4 protein-coding genes are annotated in these 2,523 nt (G+C 58.9%); 1 reads left to right on the top strand and 3 read right to left on the bottom strand.

What is annotated here, in order from left to right:
• The 3 genes from tnpB to AWB81_RS41995 all read right to left on the bottom strand — a co-directional run.
• Positions 1-105 (bottom strand): IS66 family insertion sequence element accessory protein TnpB (tnpB, locus tag AWB81_RS49075; protein WP_374730554.1); only part of this gene is annotated, 105 nt, incomplete at its 3' end.
• A gap of 44 nt (positions 106-149) precedes the next feature.
• The gene (gene tnpA / locus AWB81_RS42000; RefSeq protein WP_235026228.1) at positions 150-485 is read right to left on the bottom strand and encodes an IS66 family insertion sequence element accessory protein TnpA; all 336 of its coding nucleotides are present in this window, start codon (positions 483-485) and stop codon (positions 150-152) included.
• Between the two features lie 137 nt (positions 486-622).
• A complete protein-coding gene (locus tag AWB81_RS41995) occupies positions 623-1,258 on the bottom strand; it encodes an SDR family NAD(P)-dependent oxidoreductase (protein ID WP_087135597.1) in 636 nt (211 codons plus the stop codon).
• A gap of 263 nt (positions 1,259-1,521) precedes the next feature.
• On the opposite strand from AWB81_RS41995, the gene AWB81_RS41990 reads away from it, so the two are divergent.
• Complete coding sequence (locus AWB81_RS41990) at positions 1,522-2,112, top strand: TetR/AcrR family transcriptional regulator (RefSeq protein WP_062644418.1); 591 nt, start codon at positions 1,522-1,524, stop codon at positions 2,110-2,112.
• Positions 2,113-2,523: the final 411 nt, after the last annotated feature.

Raw genomic sequence — 2,523 nt, 5'->3', positions numbered from 1 at the left:
CTTCGTGCGGTCCCGACCCACGAACACGAACAAATTGCCCGAGGCAGGCTTCTGGGCCAGCAGCGGTTCGACCAGATGGGACAGCGTGTCGATCGATTTGCGCATATCGACCGGCTCACGGCAGATGTAGGCCCGAACGTCAGCCGCAATCAACACCGCGCACCCCCGAGTTGTCCGAGCACGAAGCGCACGATGCGCTCGGCATGTGCGCCGGTCAGTTCGATGCGAGCACCGGCGAGCGACATGGTCACGCGATCACGTGACGACGACGCATCTGCCGACGTCGATGGGTGCGTCACGACCGGCTCTGGCTCACCATCTTCACGGGCAACAACAAACGTCGCATCCGGGGTCACGGCGAGCGGGCTCGTCCGGGCAGTTGTCTCGCCCGCGAGCTTCTTGCGCCACAAGCCGAAGGTGCTGACTGCCAGCCCTTGCTCTCGGCAGAAACGTCGTGCGCCAAGTCCGCTTCGTTTCCACGCCATGACCATCTCGCGCCAGAATGCCTTGCCTTGCCGAGGACGCCGCGATGTCCTTGGTCCCGCAGTCTCTTCGGTTGGGTCGACCATCGCAATGCTCCGACGTCACGATGGCAATACCTTCGCACCGCACGCACCTGTGTTCAAGACGGGATGCGCTGACGCATACGATTGTTCTTTGCGCCGGCCGCCATATCGGTGTCCATCACCCCGGCCTGAACAACGTTCACGGTGATGTTGCGCCGACCGAGATCGCGTGCCGCCCCCTTGCTGTAGCCGATGACAGCGGCCTTCGTTGCCGCGTAGTCGGTCGTCCCAGGAAATGCGACTCGCGTGCCAAGGCCCGAGCCGACCGAGATGATACGTCCTCCCTCCGGCAACACCTTGGCTGCTGCGCGGATATTGGCGATCACGCCCATCGTGTTGATCATCCACTGGCGATTCATCGCCGCATTGTCGATTTCCGGATCGTCAATGGTCTTGCCCTGCCAGGCGACAGCGGCGTTGTTGACCAGGATGTCCAGCTTGCCAAAGGTCGCGACCACCTTCCGGATCAACGGCTCGGATGCCGCGGGATCGCCTTGATCAGCCTGCACCGCGACAGCACGCACGCCCTTCGCCTTGAGCCCTTCGACAACGGAGGCCGCCTTTTCCTCGGACGCGACATAGCTGATTGCGACATCGGCCCCCTGGTCCGCTAACGCCGCTGCGATTGCGGCGCCCAGACCGCGCGAGCCGCCAGTAACGAGGGCCACCTTGCCCGAAAGTGTCTTGCTCATCGTGAACTCCTTTGTATTGAAAGACATATGGCGCCCGCTGGCGATGAGGCAGTCACGCTCGATCGCGATCCCTTCGCTAATGGATGTAAAGACCTCGTTTCCAAATCACCACCAGCGGACCGATTCATGTTCCTTGAAACGTCTCTATTCGCAGAAATACAGTAACGTTCGTTACCGTAACGAACAGTATGTTATTGCGCGATGTTCGTCAAGAATTTTATAATGATCGTTCTTGAAATATCGTGCGATGCGACGGGGGTGCTATGGGGCGACGCAGAGAATTTAATGAAACTGAGGCACTTGAAGCCGCACTATCTGTGTTTTGGCAGAAAGGCTATGAGGGGAGTTCGTTTGAGGATTTGACAGAAGCTACGGGTGTCGCGCGCCCTGGTCTCTACTCGGCTTTTGGCAACAAGGAAGCGCTTTTCCGGAAAGCGCTCGATCTCTATGAAAGCAAGCATATGGGCTTCATGGCTGACGCCATGGACGAGCCCACTTCCTTGAAGGTCGTGGAGCGTATTCTGCGAGGCTCTGCCAACGTGCACACAATGGACTCAGCTCATCCCGGCTGCTTGGGGATAAATGGCGCTCTCGCATGCTCCGACGATGCCGAGCCTATACGGCAGGAACTTGTTCGGCGTCGCGCTGCGACGCAACTGGCATTGCGGCGGCGGTTGGAGCGTGCACAGCGCGAGCGTGACCTGCCGTCATCTGTGAATAGCACCGATCTGGCATCCTTCGTGATGGCTGTTTCACAGGGTATGGCGGTTCAGGCAAAAGCAGGGGCGTCCAGGAAGGTTCTTGACGGGCTTGCAAACTACGTTCTTAGCACGTGGCCCTCCCCGCCTCGCTGACAGGTGCCGCAACGTTCACCCGCTGATCATGAGCGTCGGGAAAGGATGAACGCTCGCAATGCTCACCGCTATGGCTGGGGACAGTCCAGCAGGCATTCGTGGCTGGAGAACTGTCGTTCTGTGGCCCACTTCTGAAAGCGTGCAGGCTCCGTGGAGTGCATCTCAGTGTTTACGAGACTTCGAATCGAGATGTACGGCGGCTTTCTGACGTGAGGCAGACGTTCGTCTGTCCGTTGCTATGGATAGCCCGATGACCGTTTTTGGCCCAGACCGTGTCAAAACGCGTAGACACTAGATTCCTTGACTGAATTGATCTTGTAGCAGTCGAGTCAAGTTTCTACGCGGCGATTTTGACCTGATCGCACCAGGTGTTAACGGCCTTCTCAGCGGTGCGGAAGCTGCGCTGCAAAG

The sequence above is a fragment of the Caballeronia arationis genome (assembly GCF_001544975.2).
Classification (GTDB): domain Bacteria; phylum Pseudomonadota; class Gammaproteobacteria; order Burkholderiales; family Burkholderiaceae; genus Caballeronia; species Caballeronia arationis.
The sequence above is the reverse complement of the archived record's forward strand: the minus strand, read 5'-3'. Positions and strand labels throughout refer to the sequence as shown.